Source organism: Aeromicrobium sp. Root344, from assembly GCF_001425755.1.
In the GTDB taxonomy this organism is placed as follows: Bacteria; Actinomycetota; Actinomycetes; order Propionibacteriales; family Nocardioidaceae; genus Aeromicrobium.
Genome location: NZ_LMDH01000001.1, coordinates 3,839,916 through 3,862,953 on the forward strand (window position 1 = coordinate 3,839,916; position 23,038 = coordinate 3,862,953).

Sequence of the window (23,038 nt, forward strand, 5' to 3'; positions counted from 1 at the left end):
CTGCGGTTTACCAAGAGGTCAGGGCAAACAGCCACTCCTCAGGGCGCACGCGCCTTGCGGAGTGGCTGTTTGCCGTGCGGGGTCGACGCCCGCGCGAAGTTTGCCGTGACCTCTTGGTAAACCGCCAACCCGGTCAGGCAGCCAGGGCCTTCTCCTGGCGACGGCGGAAGATCTCGTTGCCCAGGACGATCGCGATCGCGATGACGAACATCGCCGTGCCGATCACGTTGACCTGCATCGGCACGCCACGTTGGTTGGCGCCATAGACGAACATCGGGAAGGTCACTTCCTGGCCCGCGTTGAGGTTCGTGATGATGAAGTCGTCGAACGACAACGAGAAGCTCAGCAACGCCGCACCGATGATGCCCGGCAGGACCAGTGGGAACGTCACCCGCCAGAACGTCTGCACCTCGTTGGCGTACAGGTCCATGGCGGCCTGCTCGAGATTGTCGTCCAGCCCACTCAGGCGCGCCTTGACCGTGACGATCACGAACGACAGGCAGAACATCACGTGCGCGATGAGGATCGTGACGAAGCCCAGCTGCCCGCCGAAACCACGTGACACGAAGAGCGCCAGCAGCGACGAGCCCATCACGATCTCGGGCGACGCCATCGGCAGGAAGATGATGAGGTTCGCCGCCCTGCGCCCCACGAACTTGTGCCGGGACAGCGCGAACGCGGCCAACGTGCCGAGGATCGTCGCGACCAGCGTCGCCAGGAGGGCGATCTCGATGCTGAGGATGACCGAGTCCTTCATGCCGCCGGGCTTGAACGGGTGCAGCCAGTTGTTCCACGTGAAGTCCTGGAACTTGTAGACGTTCTTGGACTTGCTGTTGTTGTTGAAGCTCATCAGCACGACGACGGCGATCGGCACGAACGTGTAGACCAGCACCAGGAGTCCGAGTCCGAGCACGAGGTGCTTGCCGATCCAGCGCCTGAGGCGCGCGAGCGTGCTCATACGAGGTCCTCCGTTCCCGAGGTGCGGACATAGACCAGGACGAGCCCGACGATGATCGCCATGAGGGTGACCGACAGCGCGCCGGCCGCCGCGTAGTCGCCCTGGGTCGTGAACAGGCTCTGGATCACGTTGCCGACCATCTTGGTGTTGGTGTTGCCGAGCAGCGTGGCGTTGATGTAGTCACCGGCCGCCGGGATGAACGTCAGCAACGTGCCGGCGACGACGCCGGGCAGCGAGAGCGGGAACGTGACCTTGAAGAAGCCGCGTATCGGCGAGGCGTACAGGTCGCTGGACGCCTCGATCAGGCGCACGTCGATCTTCTCCAGGCTCGCGTAGAGCGGCAGCACCATGAACGGCAGGAAGTTGTAGGTCAGGCCGGCGATGACGGCGAACGGCGTCGCCAGCAGCCGGTCGTCGGTGCCGGTCAGGCCGATGAAGTTGAGCAGGTTGGTCAGGTGGATCGTCTGGGCGAACCCGACGACCCAGCCGTCATCGGCGAGGATCAGCTTCCACGACAGGGTCCGGAGCAGGAACGACGTGAAGAACGGTGCGATGACCAGGACCAGCATCAGGTTCTTCCACCGGCCGGCCTTGAACGCGATCGCATAGGCCAGGACGTACCCGATGACGAGGCAGGCGAGAGTCGCGATGCCGGCGTACCAGATCGACCTCCAAAGCTGGGCCTTGTAGTCGTTGATCGCGTCGAAGTAGTTCGCGAAGTGCCACGTCATGTCGTAGCCGGTCAGGACCGATCCGTTCGGGTCGAACAGGCTCGAGGAGACCAGCGAGTAGAACGGGATGACGAAGAACACCCCGAGCCACAGCGCGGCGGGCAGGATCAGCCAGTAGCCCGTGAGCTTGCGACCCCGCGGCGCTGGCGCGGCGGTGTCGTGCGGGTTGGCCGGGGCGATGCCGGCGGTCGAGGTCATGGTCAGTCCTCCTCGATGCCGGCTTTGGCGTCCTGGCTGGCGTCGAGCAGGAAGGCGTACTCGGGCCGCCACGAGACATCGACCTTGGTGCCGACCGGCAGCATGCGTCGTGCGCCGGTGTTCTGCTCGAACACCATGAGCTCCTGGCCCCACGGCATCTTGACCATGTACTGCGTGCTCACGCCGACGAAGCTGACATCCGTGATGAACCCGCCGGTGATGACGTCACCCGGCGCGTCGATCGGCTGCCCGGCCTCGGCGATGAGCACCTTCTCCGGACGGATCCCGAGCCAGCCCTTGCCGGACTCCGAGTGAGCCCGCTCGGCCGGGATCGACGCCACAGCGCCCTGCACCCGCACCTTGACCTGGCCGCCCTCGCGACCCTGGATCTCGGCCTCGATGAGGTTGGACTGGCCGAGGAAGTTCGCCACGAACGTGGTCGTCGGGTTCTCGTAGAGGTCGTTGGGCGCACCCATCTGCTCGATCACGCCCTGGTTCATGACCGCGATGGTGTCGGCCATCGTCATGGCCTCCTCCTGGTCGTGCGTCACGTGGACGAACGTCAGGCCGACCTCGGTCTGGATGCGCTTGAGCTCGAGCTGCATGCCGCGGCGCAGCTTGAGGTCCAACGCGCCGAGCGGCTCGTCGAGGAGCAGCACCTCGGGCTGGTTGATCAAGGCGCGGGCCAGGGCGACCCGTTGCTGCTGGCCACCCGACATCTGGGCCGGCTTCTTGTGCGCCTGCGAAGTCAGCTCGACGAGCTCGAGCATGTCGGCGACCTGCTGGCCGACGTTCTTCACACCGCGACGCTCCAGGCCGAAGGCCACGTTCTTGGAGATGTTGAGGTGCGGGAACAGCGCGTAGTTCTGGAACACCGTGTTGACCGGCCGCTTGTAGGGCTTCGCGTACGTGATCTCGGTGTCGCCGAGGTGGATCGTGCCGGAGGTCGGGGTCTCGAGGCCGGCCACCATGCGAAGGGTCGTGGTCTTGCCGCAGCCCGACGGGCCGAGCAGGGCGAAGAACGATCCCTGTGGCACGACGAGGTCGAGTGACTTCACTGCGGTGAACGCGGCGTACTCCTTGGTCAGTCCGCTCAGCCGGAGGTCACGCGATCCGCTGGCGGATCGGTCCGTGGTCGTTGACTCATGAAGCTGTGACACTGGAAAAATCCCCTTCGTAGGTGCGCGCCTTGGCCTCGTCGAGAGCCATGAAGCCGTGGGTCTGGGACAGCGTCTTCTCCGTGGGGAAGATCAGCTCGTTGTGGACGTTCTCGGGATTGACCTTCTCCATCGCCTCTTGAGCCCCCTTCACCGGGCAGATGTAGCTGTTGTAGTTGGCGAGCTTCGCGCCGACCTCGGGCTCGTAGTAGTAGTTGATCCACTCTTCGGCGTTGTCCTTGTGGGTCGCGAGGTTGGGGATCAGCATGTTGTCGGCCCAGATCATGATCCCCTCCTCCGGCGGGATCCAGACGAGGTTGTCGTCGCCCGCGTTCGCGATGTCACCCGACCACGCCTCGGCCGCGAGCACGTTGCCCGATGCCAGGTCCTGGACGTAGTCGTTGCCGGTGAAAGCCCTGAACTGCCCGTCGCCGTCGGCCTTCTTGAGCCGTTCCATCGCCTGCTCCCACTGGGCGTCGGTGAAGTCCGACGGATCGGCACCCTCGAGCAGGAGCATGAACCCCATCGTGTCCCGCATCTCGGTCAGCAACGTGACGCGGCCCTTGAGATCCTTGCGGGTCAGCAGGTCGCTGAACGACTTGACCTCGCCGACCTTCTTCTTGTTGTACGCGATGCCGGTCAGTCCGCTCTGCCACGGTGCGGAGTATTCACGCTTCTTGTCCCAGCCCGGCGACTTCAGCGAGTCGATGATGTTGGCGTGCAGGTTGGGCACCTTGGAGGCATCGAGCTTCTGGATCCAGCCGACCTGGATCATCTTCGCGGCCATCCAGTCCGTCAGTGCGAACAAGTCGCGCTTCGACGAGCTGCACGAGCCCAGCTGGTTGGCGACCTTCGCGAAGAACTCGTTGTTGTCGTTGACGTCGGCGGTGTAGTCGACCTTGATCCCGGTGTCCTTCTCGAACTGGGTCAACGTCGAGACGTACTTCTTGTCGTCCTCGTCGATGTATTCGGGCCAGTTGGAGAAGATCATCCGCTTGTCAGTCGCCGAGACGTCCTTGGCCTGGCAGTCCGCGGGGTTCTGCTTGCGGTCGGGGGTGTTGAAGCCCCACTTGAGAGCCGCTGCGCTCACCCCCAGTGCGGCGACGCCGGCCGAGCCTTTGAGCAGAGTTCGTCGTTCCAGTTCAGCCATATCCCACCCTCGCGATTGCCCTGACCACGAATACTCGCAAGATAATGGGGCCACGACAAGGGATTCCGGCGTAAACATCGTGTTTCGCTCCGGAAAGCGTCAAACTTTCGCGTGACGAGGGGCGACGGAATCCGTCGTGTACGGCACAATGACCGACATGAGCGAGCGTAGACCGGAGGGCCGGGGGCAGAACCTCGACGACACCGCCAAGCAGATCATCGAGCTCTTGCAGGACGACGGACGCCTCTCCTACTCGGCGATCGCCAAGCAGGTCGGGTTGTCCGAGGCCGCGGTCCGACATCGCGTGCAGAAGCTCATCGAGAGCGGCGTCATGCAGGTCGTCGCGGTGACCGATCCCATGCAGATGGGCTTCGCCCGTCAGGCAATGATCGGCGTCAAGGTCACCGGCAACGTGCGTGAGGTCGCCGCCGAGCTGGCCGCCATGGACAAGCTCGACTACGTCGTCATCACCACCGGCCGGTTCGACATCCTCGCCGAGATCGTCGCCGAGAGCGACGACGAGCTGCTGGAGGTCGTGTCGGAGCAGATCAGCGCGCTCGACCGGGTCGTCACGACCGAGACGTTCGTCTACCTGCGTCTCGAGAAGCAGACGTACGCCTGGGGTGTGCGTTAGCAGCTCGTCCCGCTCGCTGGCGCTCGCTCGGCCCACGGTCAGCCAGAGGTGGTGATCGTCTCGCCTGCCTGCAACGCTCGGAAGATCTCGGGGTACGCCCCGCGCATCAGCGCCTCGTAACCGTCGGGGTCGGTCGGCGGTGCCGGTGCTGGGTCCATGCGACCGGCGTGGATCAGCAGGTCCCAGGTCACCTCAGCGCCCGCGGTGTGCAGCACCGGCGGGAGGCCGACGAGCCGGTGCTCGACGTCATCCGCCGGAATCGCGCCCAGCCGAGCGAGGGCCAGCACGGCGACCACGAGCTCACGGCCGTGCGGGACGTCGAGCTGCAGGCCCGTGCCGGCGACGACGCCGACGTTGACCAGCGCGCCGGCGACCGACGCCGACTCGTGGAGCAGCTCGGCGTACGACATCGTGCCGCGCTCGTCCTCGATCGCGAGTTTGTCGGCGAGCCCGTGGATCACGTGCTCGTCGAGCACCCGGTAGATCAGGCTGGCCATCATCGCCCCTCGAACTTCGGCGTACGCTTCTCAGCCCGTGCCGCCGCGCCCTCGCGCACGTCGGCGCTGGCCCAGACCGCGTCGAAGCTCGCCTCGATCGCCGCATCGTCGTCGGTCGAGCCGTTGAGGATCAGCTTGTTGTGCGCCAGCGTCAGGGGTGCGAACTCGGCGATCTCGTGCGCCCACGCGATCGCGTCGTCGAGGGTGCCGGGTCGGTCCGCCAGCCCCATGCCGAGAGCCGTGTCGCGGTCGAAGGTCTCGGCGGCGAGCATCAGCCGCCGCGCCGGGCCCGCTCCCGCGATGGCCGACAGCGTACGGATCGTCCACGCGTCGACCGCGAGACCGTTACGGGCCGTCGGCACCCCGAACTTCGCCCGCTCGTCGGCGACCCTGAGGTCACATGCGATCGCCAGCTGGGTGCCGGCACCGATCGCCGGGCCGTTGAGGGCCGCGACGAGCGGTACGGGCAGCTTGGCCAGGTGGTGCAGCATGCCGTAGAGCGCGTCGAGGAACTCCGGACCGTACACCCCGCCGAGGTCGGCGCCAGAGCAGAACGCCGTGCCCTGTCCGGTGACGACGATGACCCGTGCACCCGAAGCGACCGCCTCGTCGACGGCCTCGTGGATCGCGCGGCAGAGCTCGAGGTTGAGCGCGTTGCGCCGGTCCTCGCGCTGGAGTTCGAGAACCGTGACAGGTCCGTCCGTGGTCACACCGAGCATGGGTCTCCTTCAGGGTCTCGACCACGCTACCGGCCCCGATCGGCGGCGGCCCACCGTGCCCGCAACGCGGCTATATGACCTGTGAGTAACGTCACAGGTGCCGGATCGTTGTTGGTGCATGGCTCTGTCTCGTCGCACGCTCATCCAGTCCAGCGTTGTCATCGGAGGGGCGGCGGCGCTGACCGATCTGTCGTTCTCCACCGCGGCGTGGGCCGTCACCGGTCAGCTCTCCCCGCAGCACACGACCCTCGACAGCAGGCTCGTGCGCGGCACGCCGGGCGCCGGCGGCTACGCCCCGGTCATCGTGCAGTCGGGCGAGCCGCACCTGCTGCGCACCGACCTCGGCGGCACGGCGACCGACACACGTACGACCACGCGGACCCCGGTCCTCGCGTTCGCGCACATGACCGACGTGCACCTCGTGGATGCGCAGTCGCCGATGCGGCTGGAGTACGTCGACAGGTTCGAGGACAAGTACGCACCAAGTGATCCGGTCATCGGCCTGCTCAGCTCGAGCTACCGCGCCCACGAGATGCTCACGCTGCAGGTCGCCGAGGCCATGGTCCGCGCGATCAACAAGGTCAAGGCCGCGGCGCCGGTCAGCGGCACCCCGCTCGCGTTCGCGATCCAGACCGGCGACAACTCCGACAACTGCCAGCTCAACGAGTTCCGCTGGAACATCGACATCATGGACGGCGGCAAGCAGATCGTCCCCGACTCCGGGTTGAAGTCCAAGTACGAAGGCGTGTCCGACAACACGACGATCAACTACGACACCCACTACTGGCACCCGGACACGCCACCCAAGGGCAAGGCCCCCGACATCTACAAGTCGGTGTTCGGCTTCCCGCAGGTCCCGGGCCTGCTCGACGCCGCACGCAAGCCGTTCATCTCCGAGGGCCTCAAGATGCCGTGGTACGCCGCGTTCGGCAACCATGACGGCCTGGTGCAGGGCAACTTCCCTCACACGTTGCCGCTGAGCCTGATCTCCACGGGTGCCCTCAAGGTGACGACGGTGCCCCCTGGCGTGTCGCAGGCTGACCTGCTCAAGAGCATCTCGGGTGCCGATGCCGGTGCGCTGGTCAACGCCCTCAACCTCGATCTGCCGGTCCGGCTCGTCTCGCCCGACCTCAACCGGCGGCAAGTCACCCGCGGGCAGGTCGTCGACGAGCACTTCAAGACCACGGGCACACCCAAGGGACACGGGTTCACGGCCCAGAACCAGAAGGACAACACCGCCTACTACGCGTTCGACAAGGGCGACGTCCGCTGCATCGTGATGGACACCGTCAACCCCAACGGCTACGACACCGGCTCGATCGACGCGAAGCAGATGACCTGGCTCAAGACGCTGCTCGCGATGTCGAAGAACAAGTACGTCATGGTCTTCAGCCACCACACGTCCGAGACGATGGACAACGGGCTGGTCGTCACCGGGCTGGACCTCCAGCCCCGGGTGCTGGGACCCGAGGTCGTCGCGCTGCTGCTCGCCAATCCCAACGTCGTCGCATGGGTCAACGGCCACACGCACGAGAACCAGATCTGGGCGCGCACGCGACCGGACGGCAGCGGCGGGTTCTGGGAGATCAACACCGCGTCGCACATCGACTTCCCGCAGCAGTCCCGGCTCATCGAGCTCGTCGACAACCATGACGGCACGCTGTCGATCTTCACCACGATGGTCGACCATGCCGGACCGGCGGCCTACGGCGGTGTGCTCAACAATCCCGTGGCGCTGGCCGGCCTGGCCCGCGAGCTGGCGATGAACGATCCGCAGCAACGCACCTCGGGTCAGGAAGGCACGCCGACGGATCGCAACGTCGAGCTGCTGACCCCGAAGCCCGTGCTGGCCTAGCCTCCCCGCGATTCGTGAAGCTGGAGGCGCTTCACGCGCGTTGAGACGCCTTCAACGTCACACATCGCGGAGGTGCGGTGCTACTCCGCGGCGGCGAGCTGGCCGCAGGCGCCGTCGATGTCGCTGCCGCGCGTGTCGCGGACCGTCGTCGGGATGCCCTTGGCGATCAGCCGGCGGACGAACTCGCGCTCGTCCTCGGGCCGCGACGCGGTCCACATGGACCCCGGCGTCGGGTTGAGTGGGATCAGGTTGACGTGCACCCAGCCCCAGTCGCCGTACGACTGCAGGACGTCGCCCAGCAGGTCGGCGCGCCAGGCCTGGTCGTTGATGTCCTTGATCATGGCGTACTCGATCGAGACGCGGCGCTTGGTCTTGTGGGCGTACTCCCACGCCGCCTCGACCGCCTCGTGCACCGACCAGCGGGTGTTGATCGGCACGAGCTCGTTGCGCAGCTCGTCGTCGGGTGCGTGGAGCGACAGCGCGAGCGTGACGGGGATGCCCTCGTCGGCGAGCTGCTTCATGCGCGGCACGAGGCCGACGGTGCTGACCGTGATGTTGCGCGCTGACATGCCGAGGCCGTCGGGCGCGGGCGCCACCATGCGGCGTACGGCACCGATGACGGCCTTGTAGTTGGCCATCGGCTCACCCATGCCCATGAACACGACGTTGGACAGCCGGCCGGGCCCGCCCGCGATCTCACCGCGGGCCATCTTGCCGGCCGCGTCCTGGACCTGGTCGACGATCTCTGCGCAGCTCATGTTGCGTTCGAGGCCACCCTGTCCGGTGGCGCAGAACGGGCACGCCATGCCGCAGCCGGCCTGGCTCGAGACGCAGATCGTGGCGCGATCGGTGTAGCGCATCAGCACCGACTCGACGAGCGCTCCGTCGAACAGCTTCCAGAGCGACTTGACCGTGGCGCCCTTGTCGGCCTCCATGGTGCGCACGGGGTTGAGCAGCGTCGGCAACAGCTCGGCGACGATCCGGTCGCGACTCGCGGCCGGCAGGTCGGTCATGTTGGCCGGATCGCGCTCGAGGCGCGCGTAGTAGTGGTTGGCGACCTGCTTGACCCGGAACGCAGGCTCTCCCAGCGTCTCAGCGACAGCAGTACGCTCGTCGGCCGTCAGGTCGGCGAGATGCCGCGGTGGCTTGACGCGGCCGCGCTTCTGCTCGAAGACGAGCGGCAGCGGGTTCGGGTTGACGGAGGACACGCCCCCATTCTCGCATTCGGGCCCTGACTTCCCCGAATCGCAGAGCTACGTCCGAGCGAGGCGCGCGACGAAGTCCAGCTTGTCGAGGACGGGCGGCGGGATCACGAACGGGTAGAGCGGGTCCTTGCCCATGCTGCGGTTGATCTGGTTGAGCGCGATGCTCAGTGGGACCCACACGCCGGTCACGAGATCGCGGAACGACGAGAACTGCTTGGGCGACGCGACCGTGGCCAGCCCGTACGCCGAGGCGGTCTCGACCGTGTCGCAGATGTGCAGGTAGTGCGCGAAGGTCTCGGCGAAGTCCTCCCACGGATGCATCGTGGCGTACTGGCTGATGAACTCGTCCTGCCAGCCCGCTGGCGCGCCCTGGCTGTAGTGCCGGTCGACCGCCTCGGCGTAGCTGGCCCGTTCATCGCCGAACAGCTCGCGAAACGCCTCGAGCAGGTCGCCGGTGACCAGCTGTTGCCAGTAGAAGTGCCCGATCTCGTGGCGGAAGTGCCCCAGCATCGTGCGATAGGGCTCGTCCATCGACACCCGCAGCTGCTCGCGGTGCACGTCGTTGCTCTCCGCGAGGTCGAGCGTGATGATGCCGTCGGCGTGGCCGATCGTCACCTTCTCGTTGACGCTCGAGAGCAGGTCGAACGCGAGACCCGTGTCCGGGTCGTCCCGCCGCGTCGGGACGGCGAAGCCGAGGTCGTCGAGCTCGACGATCAGGCGTCGCTTGGCGCTCTCGGCGATCGGATACTCCGACAACCCCTTGACGTCGTCGTCGGACGGCCGCGTGCGGGTGAGCCGGCAGCTGAAGCAGCGACCACCAGGAGCATCAGCCAGCCAGGTGCAGCCGGAGAGGCCTGAGTTGGCGCACACGTGCCACACCCGCCCGGACGCATCGACGTACTGCCCGTGCTCGTCGACCGGCACGATCGCCTTCTCGTCGCGGGAGAACCCGAGGCGGGTGCCGCACTGCACGCAGCTCGAGTTGCCGAAGTAGAGCGCGTTGCCGCAGACCCGGCAGGAGAAGGCCTTCACACCCTCAATCCTGTCAGGGTTGCGACAGCTCGCTCGCCGGGGCGACGTCGACCTCGACCGTGAGGGTCGACTTCTTCGCCTCGGTGAAGATCACGCCCTTGACGGGAGGCACGTCGGCGTAGTCGCGGCCCCACGCGACCGTGACGTAGCGGTCGTCGACCCAGTGGTCGTTCGTCGGGTCGAGCGCGAGCCACCCGCCGTCGGGAATCCATACGGCCGCCCAGGCATGTGTCGCGTCGGCGCCGACCATGCGCTCCTTGCCCGGCGGCGGCGTGGTCGCGAGGTAGCCGCTCACGTAGCGCACCGCGAGCCCGTGCGTCCTCAGGCAGGCGAGGGTCAGATGAGCGAAGTCCTGGCACACGCCGGCCCGCTTGTCGAAGATGTCGTCGACGGTCGAGCTCACGGTCGTCGCGGTCTTGTCGTACGCGAAGTCGGCGTGGATCCGGTGCATCAGGTCGGTCACCGCCTCGCCGACCGGCCGCCCGGGAGTCAACGACTCCGCTGCGTACGCGCGCGCCTCGGCGGTCTGGTCGGCGAGCGACGAGGTGAGTGCGAAGTCCTGAGCCTGCCACGCGTCCGCGACGTCGTCGCGCTGCATCGGCCGCGCCGATTCCCATGGCATGGCCAGCGCTTCGGGGTCGTACCTCGGGGTGTCGACCTCGACCTGGCTCGTCGCGAGGATGTCGAGCACGCGGTGCGGCGTGGTCACCTGGAAGTAGGTCGCCGAGTTGCCGTAGTAGTCGAGGTCGATGGACGCGTCGTTGGTCGCCGGGTCGAGCACGAGGTCGTGCGAGACCACGCGCTGCCACGGGAGCTCACGCGGCACGAGGTAGGCGATCCCGAGGCTGTCGCTGACGTCCTCGTCGTACGAGTACGTCGTGCGGTGCGACACCCGGTAGGCAGTCACTCGGTCACCGTCGCGAAGCCGAAGGACCGCGGCGCGGGACCGGCCGCGAAGTGCAGCTCGGCGACGGCATCGGCGAAGCGGGTCAGCTGCGCCACGTAGCCGTCGAGGAAACGCTCGAGGTTGGGCCGGTCCTCTCCCGCGATCGCGGTCAACGCGGCGATGTCAGCCCGGTCGAGCTCGTCCGCGAGATCGTCGAGCAGCCGCTCAGGACGAGTCGAGCCGGTCGACCCGGGCATCGCGGCCAGGTGCTCGCGGAGCTCGCCGATCCCGAACGTCAGCGACCGTGGGTTGTCAGGGTCGGCCAACAGGAGCTCGAGGACGCCGGACAGGCGTACGTATCCGCGGTAGCGCATGCGGTGCGTGACCGCGCTCTCGGCCGCGGACAGCACTGCGGTGTTGAGGTCGCGGTCGACGTCGATGCCGCGCCGGACGGTGGTCGTCGACCGCAGGAGGTGGCACAGCTGCAGGCCGCGCTCGACCGCTCGACCCGTGCCGATCATGCGCCAGCCGGGGTCGCGGATCATGTTGGCCGTGACGCCCTGCAGTGACAGGATGCCGGTCAGCATGCGCCCGGCGCTCTCGGACACCTGATGGCTGTAGTGATAGCTCCGCAGGGCGGCGGCCGCGCGATCGGTGGAGCTGAACGCCTGCCACGTGTCGGGCGAGAGCTGGTCGCGGACGCTCTGGGCGGCGTCGCGCAAGGCGCTGATCGACTGCGCGACGGAGCCGGGCCGGTGCGCGTCGAGCAGCAACGACCGGAAGTCCTCGTCGAGCTGGTCCGACCCGAAGGGCGATCCGCTGAGACGGCCGATGGCCCCCATCAGGACGGCGAGGCTCGCCCCGCCTGCGGACTGCGGGCGCGACCGGAAGTCCTCGGCGCTCGCGTGCGCCGTCAGGACGAGGCGCAGCATGTCCTCGGCCCGCTCGGCGTAGCGCCCGAACCAGAACATGTCCTCGAGGACTCGCGGCACCATCGCCGCCGGTGCGCGTACGTTCGTCAGGGGCAGCACGTCGGTCAGGCCCTGGTCGGGGTCCTCCGGCTTGTCCTTGAGCACCCAGACGTCCTTGCTCGATGCCGGTCGGCCCGACTCGAAGACGTTGGCGAGGCCGCCGATCAGCGGCCGGTAGGTCGAGCCGTAGCGCAGCGTGAACGTCCGCAACGTCAGGACCTGCGGGCGTACGCCCCGGGCATCGAGCGTCGGGGACTGCGAGAGCGCGAGCGGCTCCTGGCCGACGTAGCGGTGCGGCTCGGCGAGGATCGCGGCCAGCAGCTCGTCGCGCGGGCGCACGAGCTCGTTGGGCTGGTCGATCGACCGCACGACCAGGTCGTCGAGGTGGTCCAGCACGTACGCCTGGGAGCGCGGGTCGCCGGTCCACCAGGTCTGCACCGAGGGCAGTCGCAGCGGCTCGTCGAGCAAGGTCTCGCACATGGCCGACAGGAACGGCAGCAGGCCGGGGTTCTCGAGCACGCCGGAGCCCAGACCGTTGACGACCCGCACGGTGCCGCGCCGCACCGCCTCGGACAGCCCGGCGACGCCGAGCTGCGAGTTCTTGCGCAGCTCGAGCGCATCGCTCCACGCGGCGTCGACGCGTCGCAGGATCACGTCGACCCGCTCGAGCCGGCCGAACACGCGCATCCACACGGCGCCGTTGCGCATCACGAGGTCACTGCCCTCGACGAGCGGGAAGCCGAGGCTCGACGCGACGAACGCCTGGTCGTACGCGGTCTCCGAGTGCGTGCCGGGCGACAGCACGACGACCCGTGGATTGGGGCTGCTGTCCGGAGCCGAGTCAATCAGCGTCGACCGCAGGGCCTGGAAGAACGGCGCCATGCGGTGCAGCCCGGCCTGGCGGTACATCTCGGGCATCACGCGCGAGATGACCCTGCGGTTCTCCATCGCGAAGCCGATGCCCGACGGCGCCTGAGCCCGGTCGGCGAGCACCTGCCACTCCCCCGCGGCGTTGCGACCGAGGTCGGCCGCGGCGAGGAGCAGCGGCTGCGGGTCGGCCGCCGACGCCCGGGCTGCCACGCGCAGGAATCCCTCGTGCCCGAACACGACCGACGGCGGCAGCACGCCGGATGACAGCAGGCGCTGCGGGCCGTAGAGATCGACCAGGATCGCGTTGAGGAGCTCCGTGCGCTGTGCGAGTCCGACCTCGAGCTGCGCCCACTCGGCCGCATCGATGATCAGCGGGATCGGGTCGAGCCGCCACGGCCCGGGCTTGTCCTCCGGTGGCGTGTAGGTCACCCCGTCGTTGGCCAGGAATCGCTCGATGTCGCGGCCGACCCGGCGGAGGTCCGCATCCGTCAGCGTGACGGCGGTCTCGGCGAGCAGCTTCCAGCCCGCGCGGAGCGAGCCGTCGGGGCCGACCACCTCGTCGTAGCGCGCCGGGTCACCGGTCAGCGTGGGCTGGGTGACGGCTGCGGAGTAGTCCCGCAGCGCCGTCATCGGCTGACCGCCGACATGATCAGGTGACCGGGACCAGCGTGTGCAGGATCAACCAGGCAACCGGCGCCACGGCGATCAGCGAGTCGAGGCGATCCATGAGGCCGCCGTGCCCGGGCAGCAGGTCGCCCATGTCCTTGATGCCGAGGTCGCGCTTGATGAGCGACTCGGACAGGTCGCCGAGCGTCGCGAACACGACACCGGCTATGCCGAGGACGATGCCGACCCACCAGTCGCCGTCGAGGGCGTAGGTGATCGTCACGATGCCGGCGGCGATGCCGAAGATCAACGAGCCGGTGAAACCTTCCCAGGACTTCTTGGGACTGATCGTGGGCGCCATCGGGTGCTTGCCGAACAGCACGCCTGCGACGTAGCCACCGATGTCGGAGGCGATCGTGGCCACGATGAACGCGATGATGCGCCAAGGACCGTCGTCCTCGGTCAGCATCAGCACGACGAACGTGCCCATGAGGTAGAGGTAGCCCAGCACGAACACGCCCGCGCTGCTGTCGCGTACGAAGCCCTCGGCACCGTCGGACAGCCGCCAGACCAGCGTGCCGATGATCGTCAGGGCGAGGGCGACCGACGCGGTCTCCATGCCGCCCCAGTAGCTGCCGACGAGCATGATCGTGCCGCCCGTCAGCACCGGTGCGACCGGGATCTTGATCCGCGCGGTGGAGAAGGCCCGGGTCAGCTCGAACACGCCGATGCCGAGTGCGATCACCACGACCGGGATGAACGCTTCCTTCTGGATGAACAGCGTCGCGATGACGAGCCCGATCAGGCCGACGCCGACTGCGATCGACGCAGGCAGGTTGCGGCCCGCACGGCTCGTCTTCTTCGCCGCGACTGGCGTCTCCGCCGACTCCGGGGTCTCGGCAGGAGACTCAGATGTCAAGGAGCTCTGCCTCTTTGTTCTTGAGCAGCTCGTCGACCGTGTCGACGTACTTCTTGGTGAGGCCGTCGAGGCGCTTCTCGGCGCCGACGTTCTCGTCCTTGCTGATCTCGGAGTCCTTCTCGGCCTTGTCGAGCGCCTGCTTGGCGGCACGACGGAGGTTGCGCACCGAGACCCGGCCTTCCTCGGCCTTGGTCTTGGCGAGCTTGATGTACTCCTTGCGGCGGTCCTCGGTCAGCTCGGGCAGCGTCACGCGCAGCACCTTGCCGTCGTCGCTCGGGTTGACGCCGAGGTCGGACTCGCGGATGGCCTTCTCGATCGCGGGCTTGGCGCCGGCGTCGTAGGGCTGGATGATGACGGTGCGCGGCTCGGGGACCTGGAAGCCCGCGAGCTGGTTGAGCGGGGTCTGCTGGCCGTAGTAGTCGGCCGTGATCTGGGCGAACATCGCCGGGTGGGCGCGGCCCGTGCGGATCGCGGCAAACTCCTCGCGGGTGTGCTCGACGGCGCGGGCCATCTTGCTGTCGGCGTCACGCAGGGTCTGGTCAATCACGATGTCTCCATCCGGTTCTGGTCGGTCCGTACGCCTAAGCGGCGTGGACCAGCGTTCCGATCTTCTCACCACGGAGGACGCGGGCGATGTTGCCCTCACCCTCCATGCCGAACACGATCATGGGGAGCCTGTTCTCCATGCACAACGCGAATGCTGCCGCATCGACGACCTTGAGGCCCAGCCGCAACGCGTCGTCGAACGTGATCTCGTCGAACTTGCGAGCGGTCGGGTCCGTGCGCGGGTCGGCGGAGTAGACGCCGTCGACGCCGCTCTTGGACATCAGCACGGCGTCGGCACCGATCTCCAGCGCACGCTGCGCCGAGACCGTGTCGGTCGAGAAGTAGGGCATGCCTGCGCCGGCACCGAAGATCACGACGCGCCCCTTCTCGAGGTGCCGGATCGCGCGGCGTGGGATGTAGGGCTCGGCGACCTGACCCATCGTGATGGCCGACTGCACGCGGGTCTCGATGCCCTGCTTCTCGCAGAAGTCCTGCAGGGCGAGGCAGTTCATGACGGTGCCGAGCATGCCGATGTAGTCGGCACGAGAACGGTCCATGCCGCGTTGGCTGAGCTCGGCGCCACGGAAGAAGTTGCCACCGCCGACGACGATCGCCACCTCCACGCCCTCGGCCACGGCTTCGGCGACCTGCTTGGCGATGCCGTTGACGACGTCCGGGTCGATCCCGATCTTGCCGCCGCCGAACACCTCACCGGACAGCTTCAGCAGCACCCGCTTGAGCTCATGACCAGAGGCCGGAGCGTCGACTTCCTGAGCGGTGTCAGTGTCCACGTTCCGGCCTCCGATGTTGGTCGTGCGAGCTGGTTGAGCTGGTTCGAAGGGTCAGGCGCCGATCTCGATGTGCGCGAAACGCTTGAGCGTCACGCCGGCCTCATCGAGGAGAGCCTTGACGGTCTTCTTGTTGTCCTGGACCGACGCCTGGTCGAGCAGCACCGTGTCCTTGAAGAACCCGTTGAGGCGTCCCTCGGTGATCTTGGCGATGGCCTGCTCGGGCTTGCCCTCTTCGCGAGCTGTCGCCTCGGCGATCTCGCGCTCCTTGGCGACGACGTCCGCGGGGACCTCGTCGCGCGTGAGGTAGCGAGGACGCATCGCGGCGATCTGCATCGCGACACCGCGAGCCACGTCGTGACCGGCCTCGTCACCCTCGAACTCCACCAGCACACCGACGGCGTGCGGCAGGTCGCTGGCGCGACGGTGCATGTAGGTCGCGACGTTGCCCTCGAAGCTGGCGACGCGGCCGAGCTCGATCTTCTCACCGATGACGACCGCGAGATCCGCGACGGCCTCGGCGACGGTCTTGCCGCTCTCGAGCGTCTCGGTCGCGAACGCCGCAGCGTCGGCGGGCTTGACCTTGTCGGCCAGGACCGCGAGCTCCTCGGCCAGCGCGATGAACTGGTCGTTCTTGGCGACGAAGTCGGTCTCGGAGTTGAGCTCGACGATCGCGTTGCCGTAGTTGGCGACGAGCCCGGCCGAAGCCTCCCGCTCGGCGCCACGCTTGGCAGCCTTGGCGGCGCCCGAGATGCGGAGCACCTCGATCGCCTTGTCGAAGTCGCCGTCAGCTTCCGTGAGCGCCTTCTTGGCGTCCATCATGCCCGCGCCGGTGGCGTCGCGGAGCTTCTTGACCTCTGTGGCGGTGATAGCCATGTTTCTTCTCGCTTCTCAGGTAGTCGTGTGTGCCGAGATCACTCGGCGGCGTCGGCGTCGACCTTCTCGGCAGCCTTCTTGGCGGGCGCCTTCTTGGCCGGGGCCTTCTTGGCGGGAGCCTCAGCCTTGTCGGCAGCGGCCTTCTTGGCGGGCGCCTTCTTGGCCGGGGCCTTCTTGGCGGGAGCCTCGTCGGCCGGGGCCTCGTCGGCAACGGCCTCGGTGGCCTCGACGACGGGCGCCTCGGTCTCGGCAGCGGCGTCCTCGACGGTCACGGCGGTCTCGTCAGGAGCAGCGTCGGCCTTGACCGGCGAGACGGCGCCGGTCTGGGCGGCGTCCTTCTGCTCCAGGAGCTCGCGCTCCCAGTCGGCCAGGGGCTCCTCGGCGCCGAGCTCGGCTCCGGGCTCCTCTTCGCCGGTCTTGCTGCCGCCACGGGCGATGAGGCCCTCGGCGACGGCGTCGGCGATGACGCGGGTCAGCAGGCCGACCGAGCGGATGGCGTCGTCGTTGCCCGGGATCGGGAAGTCGACGTCATCGGGGTCGCAGTTGGTGTCGAGGATCGCGATGATCGGGATGCCGAGCTTCTTGGCCTCGTCGACCGCGAGGTGCTCCTTCTTGGTGTCGACGATCCAGACAGCGGACGGCGTACGGCCCATGTCGCGGATTCCGCCGAGGGTGCGCGAGAGCTTCGCGTACTCGCGGCTCATGCCGAGGAGCTCCTTCTTCGTGCGGTTGGATCCCGCGACGTCGTCGAAGTCGATCTCCTCGAGCTCCTTCATGCGCTGGAGGCGCTGGTGCATCGTCTGGAAGTTGGTGAGCATGCCGCCGAGCCAACGCTGGTTGACGAACGGCATGCCGACGCGCTTGGCCTGCTCCTCGATCGGCTCCTGCGCCTGGCGCTTGGTGCCGACGAACAGGATCGTGCCGCCGCGGGCGACGGTGTTCTTGACGAACTCGTAGCCGGCGTCGATGTACGCGAGCGACTGCTGCAGGTCGATGATGTAGATGCCGTTGCGCTCGGTGAAGATGAATCGCTTCATCTTGGGGTTCCAGCGACGGGTCTGGTGCCCGAAGTGAACGCCGCTCTCGAGCAGCTGGCGCATGGTGACGACGGCCATGGTCGTATCTCCTTGTGGCACACGTGTGCCGTTCCTGGTTGTCTCACCGCCGGTTGACGGTGACCTGGCGCCTGCTGCATACGACCCACTCCCTGCCGGGAGACCAGGATCGCGTCCGTATTCAGCTCTCGCGTCATACGGAAACAGGCGCGCGAATTCCACTTCCGAAAAAGTGGTTGCCACCAGTCTAGGGCACCGGACCTCTCGGGAGGAAATCCACAAACCCGGCTTCGCGGGCGGTTGTCCCCAGCTCGTACGCCGACCGGTGCGCCCCGCCCGTCACCGGACTTGGCTGGGCAGATGCTCCGTCGAATCGCCGTCGCCCCGCTCCTGCTGCTGCTCGTCGTGTCGCCACCGGTGCAGGCGGGCACTCCCGATCCGTGGACGTGGCCACTCGAGGATCACGCGATCGGCGATCGATTCGACCCTCCGGCCACCGACTACGGCCGGGGGCACCGCGGAGTCGACCTGGCAGCGACGGCCGGAGACGCCGTCCGCGCGGTCGCGGCTGGTCGGGTCGTGTTCGCCGGTCAGGTCGGCGGCATCGGGGTCGTGACGATCGATCACGGCCGCGAGCGATCGACCTACCAACCCGTCACGGCGCGGGTGAAGGTCGGCGACGCCGTTCGCGCGGGCCAGGTGATCGGCACGCTGCTCGGCTCGCCGAGTCACTGCGCGGGAGCCTGCCTGCACCTCGGGCGGCTCGCCGGCGACGACTACCTCGATCCGCTCGAGCTGCTCGGCGGCGGCCGGTTCCGGCTCATCGACCCCACGGGCAAGCCTCCCGCGCCACCGGCCGGCGTCGGAGGTCACGGCCTGCAGCGCCCGGTCGGCGGACGGATCACGTCGCCGTTCGGGATGCGGGTCCACCCCGTCACGGGTGAGCGCAAGCTGCACGACGGCACCGACTTCGGCGTCCCGTGCGGCACCCCCGTCCACGCGGCGGCGGCCGGCACCGTGGTCGGGCGCTCGCACAGCAAGGCCTACGGCAAGCGGGTCGTGATCCGCCACCAGCCGGACTTCGAGACGTCCTACAACCACCTCAGCGCGCAGTCCGTGTCCGTCGGCGACCGGGTCACGGCCGGCCAGGTCATCGGGCGTTCGGGCAACACCGGGCTGTCGACCGGGTGCCACCTGCACTTCATGGCAGTGAAGTCCGGCAAGCCGGTGAATCCCCAGGACTACCTCTAGGCCCTCGGGTGGGCGAGCTTGTAGGCCGCGCGGAGGCGTTCGTTGCTGACGTGGGTGTAGATCTGCGTCGTGCCGAGCGAGGCGTGGCCGAGAATCTCCTGCACGCTCCGCAGGTCCGCTCCGCCTTCGAGCAGGTGGGTCGCCGCCGTGTGGCGCAGGCCGTGGGGCCCGAGGTCAGGTGCGCCGTCGACGGCCGCCAGTCGCTCGTGCACGATCCGGCGCACCGCACGCTGGTCGATGCGGCTCCCCCGCATGCCGAGGAACACCGCCGCACCGCTGGAGTCGTTGGCGATGGCGGGACGGCCGCGTTCGAGCCACAGCTCGATCGCCTCGGACGCCGGCAGCCCGTAGGGCACCGATCGCTCCTTGCGCCCCTTGCCGAACACGCGGACGACCCGGCGCCCACGGTCGAGGTCGTCGATGTCGAGCCCGACCAGCTCGCCGACGCGGATGCCCGTGGCGTACAGCACCTCGAGGATCGCGAGGTCGCGCAGGCCGCGCGGTCCGTCGACGGCCAGCGAGCCGGCCGTCGTGTCGAGCAGCCCACGCACCTCGACCTCGCTGAGCGCCACGGGCAGCTCGCGGTGCGCCTTGGGACTCGCGAGGAGCGCCCCGGCATCCGCGGCTGCCCGGCCGGTCCTGGCCAGCCAGAGCGTGAACACCCGAGCCGAGGTGGCCCTGCGGGCGATCGTGGTGCGGGCGCGGCCGAGCGTCTGGAGGTTGGCGAGCCAGCTGCGCAGCGTGCGGATCGACAGGTTCTGCGGGTCGTGCACGCCCAGTCGCTCGGCGTGCAGGGCGAGGCTCTCGAGGTCGGTGAGGTAGGCACGCACCGAGTGGGCCGAGAGGTCGCGCTCGGCCCGCAGGTGCTGTTCGTAGGCGGCCAGGACCGCCGACCAGGCCTCGCCCGGTCCCTCTGACTCCGTCATCCACTCCAGTGTCGGTCGTACGGTCGCTCAGCCCACGTCGGCGCGCCGGGCCAGCATCCACTCGGCTCCGGCCCGGACCGCGAGGTCGCGGCGCTCGAGGAGGTCGAGTGCCGCCCGCACCTCGCGCGTGCTGAGCCGCACGGCAGCCGCGATCTCGGAGACGGTGCGGGGCGTCGACCACTCCAGCCCGTCGAGGGTCGATCGCGCCGCAGGTGGGAGCCGGTCGAACTCCGTCAGCGGCAGTGACGGCTGCTCCTCGGTGGTTGCGCCCAGGCCGGACAGCTCGGCCACGATCTCGCGACCCGTCGTGACGACGACGGCCTTGCCAGCGCGGATCGCCGCGTGCACGCCGGCCGACTGCTGCGACGTGACGGGTCCCGGGAGAGCCATCGTGGCGCGCCCGAGCTGGTCGGCCCAGTTGAGGGTGTTGAGCGAGCCGCTCCGCTCCCGCGCCTCGACCACGACGGTGCCCTGCGTCAACGCCGCGATCAGCCGGTTGCGCGACAGGAAGCGGTTCTTGATCGGCTTCTCCCCCGGCGCCTGCTCGCTGATGACGACTCCGACCTCCGCGATCCGGGCGATGAGCGCGGCGTGGGACTTGGGGTAGTCGAGGTCGGCACCGCAGGCCAGCACCCCGGCCGTCGGCGCGTTCATCAGGAACGCACCGCGATGCGCACAGGCGTCGATGCCGAACGCGGCGCCGCTGATCACCGTCCAGCCGGCGTCGGCACAGTCGGCAGCCAGGTCGGAGGCGCACTCGGCGCCATACGTGGTGCACTCCCGGGCGCCGACGATGGCGACGCTCTTCTCGGCCATCTCGCCGAGGTCTCCAACGCCGCGGAGCCAGAGCCCGACCGGCGCACCTGTTGCTCCCTGGAGCGGCTCGACGTGGTCGAGGTCCGACAGCGCGTCGGGCCACTCGTGGTCGCCGGGGGTCACCCAGCGCAGGCCGGCCGCCTTGGCTCGCGCGGCGACGGTCTCGGCCGTGCGCTCCAACTCGCGACCTCGCTCGATCCATGCCTCGGGGATTCGCGTGTCGGCGAGCCGATGGCGACCGAGGATCGCGGCCAGGACCTCGGCGGCCTCGTGGGTCCGCAGAAGGTTGCACAGGCGCGGATCTCCGGGCTCGACCACCAGGCTCAGGCCGAGTCGATCCTGGCGGGTCACGAGGCCTGCACCATGTCGCGGAGCGCGCTGCCGAGCGGCGTGCCGCGCCGCAGCGACAGGGCCGTGTCGACATCGTCGCCGCTGGGGACGGCATGGCCGTGCAGGTCTGCGACGCTCCAGGACAGTCGCAGGATGCGGTCGGCCGATCGCGCGTTGAGCTTGTTGGTGCGCAGCTGCTGGTCGACGAGCACCCGGCCCTGGTCACTGACCGGGAAGTGCTTGCGCAGCTCGACGCCGGGCACCTCGCTGTTGAGACGCCATGACGTCTCCCGCAGCCGGTGTGCCTGGCGTTCGCGCGCCTCGGCGACCGTTCCGGCCAGCTCGGCGGTCGACCGACCACCGCCCAAGGCGTTGGCCAGCTCCGGGCGCGACAGAGCCGACAACGAGCGGTGGATGTCGATGCGGTCGCGGATGGGGCCCGACAGGCGATCGGCATAGCGACGTCGCATCAACGGCGTGCACCGGCACTGGTCGCTGACCGCCGAGCTCAGCCCGCACGGGCAGGGGTTGGCGGCGAGGATCAGCTGGAAGCGCGCTGGATAGGCGGCGGTCTGGGCCGCGCGGGAGACGACGACGTGGCCGCTCTCGAGCGGTTGTCGCAGGGCCTCGAGCACGTTGCTGGCGAACTCGGGCGCCTCGTCGAGGAAGAGCACGCCGTGATGGGCCAGCGACAGCGCGCCGGGCCGGATCGCCTTGCTGCCACCGCCGACGATCGACACCGCGCTCGCCGTGTGGTGCGGATCGAGGAACGGTGGGCGCTTGAGCAGCGGGGCGTCGCTCGGCAGCACCCCGGCAACGGAGTGCACGGCACTCACCGCGAGCGACTGCTCATGCGTCAGGTCGGGCAGCAGCCCGGGCAGCCGTTGCGCGAGCATCGTCTTGCCGATGCCCGGCGGCCCGGTCATGAGCAGATGGTGCCCGCCCGCGGCCGCGACCACGAGTGCCATCCGTGAGTCCTCCTGACCGGCGATGTCAGCGAGGTCGAGGTGGGACAGTCGATCGGCGGAGGTCCACGACATGCCAGGGGTCTCGTCGAGCGCCGGCACAGGTGGGTCGTCGGGCTCCTCACCACCGGTCAGCAGCGCCACGGTCTGCCGCAACGAGCGGACGCCGACCACCGTGATGCCCCGGACGAGCTCGGCCTCGGGCACGTTGACCTCGGGCACGAACACCCGGTCGAACCCGGCCTCGAGGGCGGCCAGCGTGGCGGGCAGCACGCCGCGTATCGCCCGCAGCCTGCCGTCGAGCGCGAGCTCGCCGAGGAACACCGCACCGGCAAGCCGCTCGGCAGGAACCAGCGACTTGGCAGCGAACACCGCGAGAGCGATCGCCAGGTCGTAGTGCGACCCGGTCTTGGGCAGCGTCGACGGCGCCAGGTTGATCGTCACCCGCTGGTCGGGCCACGTCGTGCCGGAGTTGGAGACCGCCGACCTGCACCGGTCGCGCGCCTCGTTGACCATGGTGTCGGCCAGGCCGACGAGAACGGTCGTCGGCAGCCCCCCGGAGATGTCGACCTCGACCTCGATGGGCCGCCCCGACAAGCCGTCGAGGGTCACCGAATGGGTTGCGGCCGCCATCAGGCGACTCCGGCGATGCGGTCGACGACCGGAGCACCACGAGGCGGCACGACCACCGAGACGATGTCGATGCGGAGACTCGGTGGCTGCACGTCGTGCACCTCGAGCCAGTGCATCGCGAGCCGGCGCAGCCGCGTCGCCTTGTGACCCGTGATCGCCTCGAACGGGCCCCCGTGATGGTTGCTGGTGCGGGTCTTGACCTCGCAGATCACCAGCGTCGAGCCGTCGCGGGCGACGATGTCGATCTCACCGAAACGACACGTCCAGTTGCGGGCCAGCACGACCATGCCGAGCGCCTCGAGATGTTCGGCGGCGATCCGTTCACCGTAGGAGCCGAGGGCCTTGTTGCGCGCGTACGTCATCCAGCCAGCCTCGGGCGTCAGGGCGCGCGCCTCCATGCCTCGGAGCCGGGCTGTGGACGTACTGCTCGGACGTTCAGGGCTGTGGACGCTCGACGAGAAACG

Annotated in this window: 22 protein-coding genes; 3 read left to right on the forward strand and 19 right to left on the reverse strand. The window is 68.5% G+C overall.

Going from position 1 to position 23,038, the window contains the following annotated elements; genetic code table 11:
* Positions 1 to 133: 133 nt before the first annotated feature.
* From ASC61_RS19025 to ASC61_RS19040, 4 genes are read right to left on the reverse strand one after another with little or no spacing between them, the layout of a single operon-like run.
* On the reverse strand, positions 134 to 958 hold the full coding sequence (locus ASC61_RS19025) for an ABC transporter permease (protein ID WP_056214960.1): 825 nt from the start codon (positions 956 to 958) through the stop codon (positions 134 to 136).
* Positions 955 to 1,887, reverse strand: a complete 933-nt coding sequence (locus ASC61_RS19030; RefSeq protein ID WP_056214963.1) for an ABC transporter permease — start codon at positions 1,885 to 1,887, stop codon at positions 955 to 957. Before ASC61_RS19030 ends, ASC61_RS19025 begins: the two co-directional genes overlap by 4 nt.
* Positions 1,888 to 1,889: 2 nt before the next feature.
* The gene (locus tag ASC61_RS19035) at positions 1,890 to 3,047 is read right to left on the reverse strand and encodes an ABC transporter ATP-binding protein (RefSeq protein ID WP_056214966.1); all 1,158 of its coding nucleotides are present in this window, start codon (positions 3,045 to 3,047) and stop codon (positions 1,890 to 1,892) included.
* Positions 3,031 to 4,194 carry an ABC transporter substrate-binding protein gene (locus ASC61_RS19040; RefSeq protein ID WP_056214969.1) on the reverse strand — a complete coding sequence of 388 codons (1,164 nt, stop codon included), beginning with the start codon at positions 4,192 to 4,194 and terminating at the stop codon, positions 3,031 to 3,033. The genes ASC61_RS19035 and ASC61_RS19040 overlap by 17 nt, the downstream gene beginning before the upstream one ends.
* 157 nt (positions 4,195 to 4,351) lie before the next feature.
* Here ASC61_RS19040 and ASC61_RS19045 point away from each other — a divergent pair, with 157 nt between their 5' ends.
* Positions 4,352 to 4,828: an Lrp/AsnC family transcriptional regulator gene (locus tag ASC61_RS19045; protein ID WP_056215950.1), complete on the forward strand. Its 477-nt coding sequence runs from the start codon at positions 4,352 to 4,354 to the stop codon at positions 4,826 to 4,828.
* 38 nt (positions 4,829 to 4,866) lie between these two features.
* Here ASC61_RS19045 and ASC61_RS19050 read toward each other — a convergent pair whose 3' ends face one another.
* Both ASC61_RS19050 and ASC61_RS19055 read right to left on the reverse strand, forming a co-directional pair.
* Entirely contained in the window at positions 4,867 to 5,325 is a 459-nt protein-coding gene (locus tag ASC61_RS19050) for an AMP-binding protein (RefSeq protein WP_162243688.1), read from the reverse strand.
* The gene (locus ASC61_RS19055) at positions 5,325 to 6,044 is read right to left on the reverse strand and encodes an enoyl-CoA hydratase (protein ID WP_056214975.1); all 720 of its coding nucleotides are present in this window, start codon (positions 6,042 to 6,044) and stop codon (positions 5,325 to 5,327) included. The genes ASC61_RS19050 and ASC61_RS19055 overlap by 1 nt, the downstream gene beginning before the upstream one ends.
* A 118-nt stretch (positions 6,045 to 6,162) precedes the next feature.
* Here ASC61_RS19055 and ASC61_RS19060 point away from each other — a divergent pair, with 118 nt between their 5' ends.
* On the forward strand, positions 6,163 to 7,899 hold the full coding sequence (locus ASC61_RS19060; RefSeq protein WP_056214978.1) for a TIGR03767 family metallophosphoesterase: 1,737 nt from the start codon (positions 6,163 to 6,165) through the stop codon (positions 7,897 to 7,899).
* An 80-nt stretch (positions 7,900 to 7,979) separates the two neighbouring features.
* Here the strand turns inward: ASC61_RS19060 and rlmN are convergent, their stop codons facing one another.
* Genes rlmN through rpsB form a run of 9 tightly spaced genes read right to left on the reverse strand, consistent with a single transcriptional unit; the run spans position 7,980 to position 17,713 of the window.
* Positions 7,980 to 9,107 (reverse strand): 23S rRNA (adenine(2503)-C(2))-methyltransferase RlmN, encoded by a 1,128-nt coding sequence (gene rlmN / locus ASC61_RS19065; RefSeq protein ID WP_056214979.1) that lies wholly within the window; start codon positions 9,105 to 9,107, stop codon positions 7,980 to 7,982.
* A gap of 45 nt (positions 9,108 to 9,152) precedes the next feature.
* On the reverse strand, positions 9,153 to 10,136 hold the full coding sequence (locus ASC61_RS19070; RefSeq protein ID WP_056214982.1) for a zinc-binding metallopeptidase family protein: 984 nt from the start codon (positions 10,134 to 10,136) through the stop codon (positions 9,153 to 9,155).
* A gap of 13 nt (positions 10,137 to 10,149) precedes the next feature.
* Positions 10,150 to 11,043, reverse strand: coding sequence for a transglutaminase family protein (locus ASC61_RS19075; protein ID WP_056214984.1), 894 nt, complete (start codon positions 11,041 to 11,043; stop codon positions 10,150 to 10,152).
* Positions 11,040 to 13,493 carry a circularly permuted type 2 ATP-grasp protein gene (locus ASC61_RS19080; RefSeq protein ID WP_056214987.1) on the reverse strand — a complete coding sequence of 818 codons (2,454 nt, stop codon included), beginning with the start codon at positions 13,491 to 13,493 and terminating at the stop codon, positions 11,040 to 11,042. Before ASC61_RS19080 ends, ASC61_RS19075 begins: the two co-directional genes overlap by 4 nt.
* 19 nt (positions 13,494 to 13,512) lie before the next feature.
* Positions 13,513 to 14,388: a phosphatidate cytidylyltransferase gene (locus tag ASC61_RS19085; RefSeq protein WP_056214990.1), complete on the reverse strand. Its 876-nt coding sequence runs from the start codon at positions 14,386 to 14,388 to the stop codon at positions 13,513 to 13,515.
* Entirely contained in the window at positions 14,378 to 14,932 is a 555-nt protein-coding gene (gene frr / locus ASC61_RS19090; protein ID WP_188110618.1) for a ribosome recycling factor, read from the reverse strand. Before frr ends, ASC61_RS19085 begins: the two co-directional genes overlap by 11 nt.
* A gap of 37 nt (positions 14,933 to 14,969) precedes the next feature.
* On the reverse strand, positions 14,970 to 15,725 hold the full coding sequence (gene pyrH / locus ASC61_RS19095) for a UMP kinase (RefSeq protein ID WP_056214997.1): 756 nt from the start codon (positions 15,723 to 15,725) through the stop codon (positions 14,970 to 14,972).
* A 51-nt stretch (positions 15,726 to 15,776) separates the two neighbouring features.
* On the reverse strand, positions 15,777 to 16,598 hold the full coding sequence (gene tsf, locus ASC61_RS19100) for a translation elongation factor Ts (protein ID WP_056214999.1): 822 nt from the start codon (positions 16,596 to 16,598) through the stop codon (positions 15,777 to 15,779).
* Between the two features lie 38 nt (positions 16,599 to 16,636).
* Positions 16,637 to 17,713: a 30S ribosomal protein S2 gene (gene rpsB / locus ASC61_RS19105; RefSeq protein ID WP_056215002.1), complete on the reverse strand. Its 1,077-nt coding sequence runs from the start codon at positions 17,711 to 17,713 to the stop codon at positions 16,637 to 16,639.
* 300 nt (positions 17,714 to 18,013) lie between these two features.
* On the opposite strand from rpsB, the gene ASC61_RS20175 reads away from it, so the two are divergent.
* Complete coding sequence (locus tag ASC61_RS20175; RefSeq protein ID WP_056215005.1) at positions 18,014 to 18,904, forward strand: M23 family metallopeptidase; 891 nt, start codon at positions 18,014 to 18,016, stop codon at positions 18,902 to 18,904.
* Here ASC61_RS20175 and ASC61_RS19115 read toward each other — a convergent pair.
* From ASC61_RS19115 to ASC61_RS19130, 4 genes are read right to left on the reverse strand one after another with little or no spacing between them, the layout of a single operon-like run.
* Positions 18,901 to 19,830, reverse strand: coding sequence for a tyrosine recombinase XerC (locus ASC61_RS19115; protein ID WP_056215008.1), 930 nt, complete (start codon positions 19,828 to 19,830; stop codon positions 18,901 to 18,903). The genes ASC61_RS20175 and ASC61_RS19115 overlap by 4 nt on opposite strands.
* A gap of 27 nt (positions 19,831 to 19,857) precedes the next feature.
* Positions 19,858 to 20,997, reverse strand: coding sequence for a DNA-processing protein DprA (gene dprA, locus ASC61_RS19120; protein WP_056215011.1), 1,140 nt, complete (start codon positions 20,995 to 20,997; stop codon positions 19,858 to 19,860).
* Entirely contained in the window at positions 20,994 to 22,574 is a 1,581-nt protein-coding gene (locus tag ASC61_RS19125) for a YifB family Mg chelatase-like AAA ATPase (RefSeq protein WP_200935490.1), read from the reverse strand. The genes dprA and ASC61_RS19125 overlap by 4 nt, the downstream gene beginning before the upstream one ends.
* Entirely contained in the window at positions 22,574 to 22,972 is a 399-nt protein-coding gene (locus ASC61_RS19130) for a YraN family protein (protein WP_235503598.1), read from the reverse strand. The genes ASC61_RS19125 and ASC61_RS19130 overlap by 1 nt, the downstream gene beginning before the upstream one ends.
* Positions 22,973 to 23,038: the final 66 nt, after the last annotated feature.